Genomic DNA, 6,157 nt, shown 5'->3' with positions numbered 1-6,157 from the left:
ATTAGAATTAAAATTCATTTTTCGGAATATTAGAGTTTGGGTGCATCGCTGAATAGTAACGAAAAAAGAAAGAAAAATAGAACTTTTTTGGTTTATCTGAGTCTCTGGTAAAACAAATGTCATTATCTGGGTCCTGGGTATTTCACATGATAAATCATGATAAATATGTTGATAGCATTTTTCGGTTCTTTTTTGAAAACCTTAAAATTTCATCAAATGTTTAAAAAAACCTAAAATTACTGTTTTTATGAAAAATAATGACCGCTAGCAATTTTTGAATCGATTTTTGAGATTTTGAATTCACAGTGTGTAGTTTTTCGTAAAATACGGATTATTTTTTGATATTAATGCTCAAATTCGTCAGGGATTATTCTATGCGTGCCTTTATAGGCTGAATTTGACAAAACAGGCTATAATTATCGTATTTACCTCTCCGGATTTTGTCATGAAGGTGCTGGTTTCTGATTCACTGATTCACTAGCCGCATGGATGGTCTTTTTTTGCGTATCGACGTCTGATTATATGAGTACACCCACCATAAATCATCAGAATATCTTAGGGTATCGCAATAATTTATCATATTTCAGAGCAACGGATTGATCTGATTTATAATATGATTACCCATGTCCCGACTATTTGTCCGTATTGTGGAACCGGTTGTTCGGTCAACCTGATTGTAAATGATGGAAAAATTGTCGGGACAACTCCGAATATCCGATCACCGGTGAATGAAGGAAAACTATGCCCGAAAGGAACATACTGCCATCAGTTTATTCACAGCCCTGATCGACTGAAAAAGCCCCTGGTCAGGAAAGGCGATGTATTTATTGAGACCGACTGGGATACTGCATATCATCTAATCGCAGAAAAATTCCGACAATATGCTCCTGAAGAGATTGGTATTTTAGCTTCTGCACGGTGTTCTAATGAAGACAATTATGCCCTGATGAAATTTGCCCGGGGAGTTTTAAAGACCAATAATATTGACCATGGTGCACGTCAGTGTCATGCAGCCACAATGACCGGCCTCACCCTCTCTTTTGGAATGGGGACAATGACAAATTCCATTCCGGATATTGGAGAATCTGATTGTATTTTTTGCCTTGGATCCAATACCTTCGAACAGCATCCGCTTATTGGCAGACAAATAATTCGTGCAAAGGCAAAAGGAGGCAGGTTTATTTATGCTGATCCCCGGTATACCACAACGGCCATACAAGCGGATTTGTTCCTTCAGTTCTATAGTGGCAGTGATGTTGCCGTTCTCAATTGTATTATGGGGGAGATCATCAGAAATGGTTTAGAAAATCGGGAGTTTATCGCATCAAGAACCCGGGAATTTGAATCTCTTAAAAAGGTCGTCCTGCAAAATAAGTATAATCCCCGGGAAGTCAGTCAGCTGACTGGTGTCTCCAGGGATTATCTCATAAAGGCAGCAGAATGGATTGGAAAAGCGAAAAGCTGCACGGTTCTGTATGCCATGGGTCTTGCTCATCACAGTGGTGGAGTAAATAATGTCCGGGCTATTGCAAATCTGATGATGCTCACCGGTAATATCGGACGTCCGGGCACGGGGATAAATGCCCTTCGTGGACAGAACAATGTTCAGGGGGCTTGTGACATGGGCTGTCTTCCTGATTTTTTCCCCGGATATCAACCGGTGACTGATAGCGTTGTACACCGTAAAATTTCAAAGATTTGGAAATTTCCCGATCCCATTGCCCCACCACGAACAGGTCTTGATATTTCCCAGATGTTTCAGAAAGCCGGATATAAAAACCATGGAATCAGGGCGATGTTTCTGGTCGGAGAAAATCCCATGATTTCCGAACCGGATCTGAATACGGTTGAGCATGGAATAAGAAATCTTGACTTTCTGGTTGTATCTGATATCTTCTTTACTAAAACCTGTGAATATGCAAGTATAGTCCTTCCTGCCGCCTGTTATGCAGAAAAAGAGGGGACGGTGACAAATACTGAACGTCGGGTTCAAAAACTTCACAAAGCAGTGGAACCTCCGGGAATTGCAAAACCCGACTGGCAGATAATTACGGACATTGCAGGAATGATGGGGTATGAAGAGCAATTTTCCTACCTGTCTCCGGCTGATATTTTCGATGAGATGGCCCTCCTGTGCCCGGGATACCATGGAATAACAAGTGCAAAATTATCTCATCCTGACGGGGTTCTCTGGCCTTGTCCGTCAGTGAATCATAAAGGTACAGCTATTCTGTACGAGGAGCGTTTTTCACATCCTGATGGAAAAGGCGTTTTCTGTCCGGTTGAATGGAAAACTCCTTCTGAATTACCTGATTCTCATTATCCATTCAGGCTTACCACCGGAAGGGTCATCTGGCACTGGCATACCGGAACCATGACCCGGAGGAGTAAGAATCTGGCTGATGAGGTGAATGAGGCATACATTGAAGTTCATCCGGCAGATGCAGCATCAGCCGGGGTTTCAGATGGGGATATCGTGGTTGTCAGATCACGAAAAGGGTCTCTCTCCTGTAGAATAAAAACTGTCTCTGATATAAAGGAAGGCGTTGTCTTCATGCCCCTCCTGTTTGATGCAGCATTAAGTAGTCTTACCGGAAAATCGGTTCCGGAATCCGGAACGGCTGAATACAAATCTGTATGTGTCACGTTTGAGCCGGCCTTAACGGGTGATGATGTATGATTCCTTCGATGCTCTATGGGTGGGCTGCAAACGAGGAGGTCAGACTGGGTGCAGCTTCAGGAGGTCTTGTCACCGGCATACTTCAATGTCTTCTCAGCCGGGGGTTCGTTGATGCAGTATGTACGCTCGAGAAAGGAGAAGATCTCTATGATCCAAGACCGGTTCTAATTACAGATCCTGATAAATTATTAAAAACGAAAGGTTCGCTTTACTGTGGAACAATCCTTACCGCTGACTGGATAATGCAGACAACTGCATCAAATCCTGGGATAAAAATTGGAGCGGTTGTCAAAGGTTGTGATGCAAAAGCGATCATTGAACTCATCAAACGGCACAAACTTGACCGGAATGATCTGTTTTTAATTGGTCTGAATTGTAGTGGTACGATATCTCCGATAAAGGCCAGAACATTTGTTCGCACAGTATGTAATGAGGATCCTGACCTGGTTCAGTCTTTTTCAATACGGAACGGGCGCCTTCAGGTTATTACTCCGGACAAAACCCTTGAATATTCCCTTGACAGTGTTGATGAATCCGGATTTGGAAGACGTGATGCATGCCGGAGATGCAACATCCCGATTCCCCGTCAGTGTGACCTTGTATGTGGGAACTGGGGTCTTATTGGTGATGATACAGATAAGGCAACCTTTGTTGAAGTCTGTAGTAAAAAGGGTGCACAAATATTGGAATCAGCAAGAAAAGATGGGTTTATTGAACTTTTCCCTGCTGACCAAAAAGGGATCAGCGCCCGGGAGAGGGTTGAAGCTGCAATGCTCACTCTTTCGACAAATAACCGGGAATACATGTTTTCTAAAATGGGTACCGGTTTTTCACGACTGAACTGGATGATGAAAGAAACATCCCGGTGTATAAAATGTTACCAGTGTACTCATGCCTGTCCTCTTTGTACCTGTGAGGATTGTCAGACAAAAAAACCATGGCTGGTAAAACCTGGAGAAATTCCTCCTCCTTTCATGTTCCACCTGATTCGGTTCTCTCATATTGCTGATTCATGTATTAACTGTGGTCAGTGTGAGGATCGGTGTGCCATGGATATTCCAATCTCGCTCATGATGCATGCCATGCAGGTTGAACTTGAACAGATGTTTGGATATCATCCTGGATGGCCTGAAGGAATGCCGGTTCTTGCTAAAATGAATGAACGTGAGGAATGGGAGCATTATTATGGAAACCGGTATCATGAAATGGTCAGACTTTTTAGCATGAATGGAATCCAGGATGCAGAGGAATAGGCTTTTATATCTATTCGTTTTTAAAAAGTTCTTTTTTTGATGGAAATCCACATACTTTTAGAATGTCTTCCTGGGTGACCAGTCGTGACTGCTGCCTTTTTGAAGATAAATCTGAGAGGTAAAAGATTGAAAGAGGGATTGGAAGGCCATATATTTTTGCATAACTGACCTCCGGAATATCACGGGAAAAAAAGTTACGTATTGTCCCACGGTCAACCACAACTCCCATCTCCTGGAGGATTCTGGCACTATGGTTGAAGGGATGCACCCGTGCCAGAGTCATACAGAGATCAATTACCGGAGAGCCAAATTTTGTATTCGGGTAAAAGGGTGCCATGGCATAACATAATTTTCCACAGTTCTTGCAATAATACCTGGTTACAAGGACGTTAATGATTTTTTTCTTACCATCAACGATAATCGTTGCAAATCTCTTCTTCCGGTTATCGTGGTATCTAAGTTCACCCTTGCAATAAGGGCACCGGTCAAGATACGTAAATTCCATTCCTTCCAGTCCTGACAGTGCATTCAGAACTACTGATGAGATGAGAGATGGAATTTTTATACTTTTCACAGGAACCTTCCGGAGTGATACCTTATATTATCTGGATTAGGTTCCTATTGAATTATTCAATTTATCCATCAGGGAAAGTCAGGATATTTCTTCCTGCTTAATTTGAGGATCTTGTGGTGCTTTACAATCCTTCTCCTGTCCTGGAATCTCAAGAAGAAGCAGTCTCATAATACCTCCGCAAGATTTGCACAGGTAATACTCTTCAAGCCAGCATGAACTGCATCCCCATCTTCCACACACAACACACTGTTTCAGACCTGATAATGATCCGGAGGAGTGACAGAGGTCACACACATATCTGGAAAAAGACTCCGGATCACGCTCTGGAGATTCATTTTCTTTTCGAATCCGGGGTATTTGCGTTTTGAGGAGTGAAAAAACTCCTCCGGAAATATCACTTTCCTGCTTTTTTCGAATCAAATGATCTTTCCAGTGCATCAAGTCGTGCCTCAAGGGAGGAGAGATTCTCTACGAATTCATTTTCGAATTGTTTCATGTCCGTAATTTTTTGCTCGTCTGAATCAAGGACTGAGCCATGCTTTTCTTTGAACCGCTTTATTGCAGGGCGGCGGACAACTCCCCATTCCTCAATGAGCCGGGTAAATCTCCGGTCAAGATATTCATCAACCCTGCTTTCCACCGGTCTTCGGAGTGTAATCCGTCCGCTTGAACCCTGATAAAACCAGAACAACAGGAATGCAATTACCAGGACTATCAGGATTATCAGGAGTATCTCAATCAGAGTCATTTTGTCATCTCCCTGATAGCTCTGATACGCTCTTCCATCCTGTCCATTCTGTCTTTTGATTCTCTCTCAAAAGACTTCAGGTTGTCAACTTCCTTTAAAACCTTGTGGTATCGTTGAGATAAATCACGAATGTCAGAGGTTGTTGCTATCTGCCATTCATCAATCATATCTTTCATCCGTCGGTCAAGATAGGCGTTCAGATAATTTTCCATGCTTATTTCCTCGCTTCTAAGTCTGATATTGCCTTTTCAATGGAATCTGCACGCTTTTTCAGGTTGTCCTTCTCAGTGAAAAGTCGTCCGACTTCATAACTCAGGAAATCAAGTTTTTGTTCATATCCCTTGATATCTGTCTCGGTTACAAGGCCCCATTCATCAATTATTGTCTCAAAATTTCTTTCAAAGAATGAATCCAGTTTTCGGTCAAAGGTTGGTACCCGCTCGCTGATATTCGTCTGATAACTGGTCAGATTTTGAAAGATTTTTCGGGTATTTCCTGATGTTTCAAACATATTTTTTCACCTAAATCTTTTTTTCTTCAGATTCAATCCGGTCGATCATCAGGTCAAGTTTCTCACGCTTGACATAATTTTCAAGTCGCTTAAGTCTTCCTTCAATGGTTTTTTGTTTCATAAAGATGTCTGTTTCAAGGGTAAGGTTAGACTCTTCAATATCTTTGAGGGTTGAAATCTGGTCTGCAGAAAGCCTGAGAGAGGGTTGGATTGTTGAAGATACATCCTGCTTTAATATCTGAAGTTTATCACGTTCGAGTTCGAGTTCCAGTCTCCTGGTATTGGTTTTCATTAATCTTATCTCCCTGATAACCAGGTAGATCATGATAATTATGACAAGCAGGACCGCAATCCCGATTAATCCGTCCTGGCTGAAGGAGATTTCCAAGGT

At 42.2% G+C, this 6,157-nt stretch carries 8 protein-coding genes; 2 read left to right on the top strand and 6 right to left on the bottom strand.

The features are described 5' to 3' along the window. The first annotated feature begins 613 nt into the window (after window positions 1-613). Both fdhF and DLD82_RS12660 read left to right on the top strand, forming a co-directional pair. Window positions 614-2,680, top strand: coding sequence for a formate dehydrogenase subunit alpha (gene fdhF, locus DLD82_RS12665; RefSeq protein ID WP_109941493.1), 2,067 nt, complete (start codon window positions 614-616; stop codon window positions 2,678-2,680). Further along, window positions 2,677-3,933: a Coenzyme F420 hydrogenase/dehydrogenase, beta subunit C-terminal domain gene (locus DLD82_RS12660; RefSeq protein ID WP_109941492.1), complete on the top strand. Its 1,257-nt coding sequence runs from the start codon at window positions 2,677-2,679 to the stop codon at window positions 3,931-3,933. The genes fdhF and DLD82_RS12660 overlap by 4 nt, the downstream gene beginning before the upstream one ends. A gap of 10 nt (window positions 3,934-3,943) precedes the next feature. Here DLD82_RS12660 and DLD82_RS12655 read toward each other — a convergent pair whose 3' ends face one another. The 6 genes from DLD82_RS12655 to DLD82_RS12630 all read right to left on the bottom strand — a co-directional run bounded on the left by DLD82_RS12655 (window position 3,944) and on the right by DLD82_RS12630 (window position 6,154). Further along, window positions 3,944-4,507, bottom strand: coding sequence for a hypothetical protein (locus DLD82_RS12655; protein WP_109941491.1), 564 nt, complete (start codon window positions 4,505-4,507; stop codon window positions 3,944-3,946). 78 nt (window positions 4,508-4,585) lie between these two features. Next, window positions 4,586-4,945: a hypothetical protein gene (locus DLD82_RS12650; protein ID WP_109941490.1), complete on the bottom strand. Its 360-nt coding sequence runs from the start codon at window positions 4,943-4,945 to the stop codon at window positions 4,586-4,588. Next, window positions 4,902-5,255 (bottom strand): hypothetical protein, encoded by a 354-nt coding sequence (locus tag DLD82_RS12645; protein WP_109941489.1) that lies wholly within the window; start codon window positions 5,253-5,255, stop codon window positions 4,902-4,904. Before DLD82_RS12645 ends, DLD82_RS12650 begins: the two co-directional genes overlap by 44 nt. Then, entirely contained in the window at window positions 5,252-5,467 is a 216-nt protein-coding gene (locus DLD82_RS12640; RefSeq protein ID WP_245920441.1) for a hypothetical protein, read from the bottom strand. Before DLD82_RS12640 ends, DLD82_RS12645 begins: the two co-directional genes overlap by 4 nt. Window positions 5,468-5,469: 2 nt before the next feature. Next, window positions 5,470-5,766, bottom strand: coding sequence for a hypothetical protein (locus DLD82_RS12635; protein ID WP_109941487.1), 297 nt, complete (start codon window positions 5,764-5,766; stop codon window positions 5,470-5,472). Between the two features lie 10 nt (window positions 5,767-5,776). Continuing rightward, complete coding sequence (locus DLD82_RS12630; RefSeq protein ID WP_109941486.1) at window positions 5,777-6,154, bottom strand: hypothetical protein; 378 nt, start codon at window positions 6,152-6,154, stop codon at window positions 5,777-5,779. Between the last annotated feature and the right edge of the window lie 3 nt (window positions 6,155-6,157).

Origin of the sequence: Methanospirillum stamsii (assembly GCF_003173335.1) — an archaeon.
GTDB lineage: Archaea > Halobacteriota > Methanomicrobia > Methanomicrobiales > Methanospirillaceae > Methanospirillum > Methanospirillum stamsii.
The sequence above is the reverse complement of the archived record's forward strand: the minus strand, read 5'-3'. Positions and strand labels throughout refer to the sequence as shown.

Excerpts from the sequence above, each read along its gene's own strand:
- fdhF (WP_109941493.1), top strand. The coding sequence starts at position 614 with ATGATTACCCATGTCCCGACTATTTGTCCGTATTGTGGAACCGGTTGT.
- DLD82_RS12660 (WP_109941492.1), top strand. The coding sequence starts at position 2,677 with ATGATTCCTTCGATGCTCTATGGGTGGGCTGCAAACGAGGAGGTCAGA.
- DLD82_RS12650 (WP_109941490.1), bottom strand. The coding sequence starts at position 4,945 with ATGCACTGGAAAGATCATTTGATTCGAAAAAAGCAGGAAAGTGATATT.
- DLD82_RS12645 (WP_109941489.1), bottom strand. The coding sequence starts at position 5,255 with ATGACTCTGATTGAGATACTCCTGATAATCCTGATAGTCCTGGTAATT.
- DLD82_RS12640 (WP_245920441.1), bottom strand. The coding sequence starts at position 5,467 with ATGGAAAATTATCTGAACGCCTATCTTGACCGACGGATGAAAGATATG.
- DLD82_RS12635 (WP_109941487.1), bottom strand. The coding sequence starts at position 5,766 with ATGTTTGAAACATCAGGAAATACCCGAAAAATCTTTCAAAATCTGACC.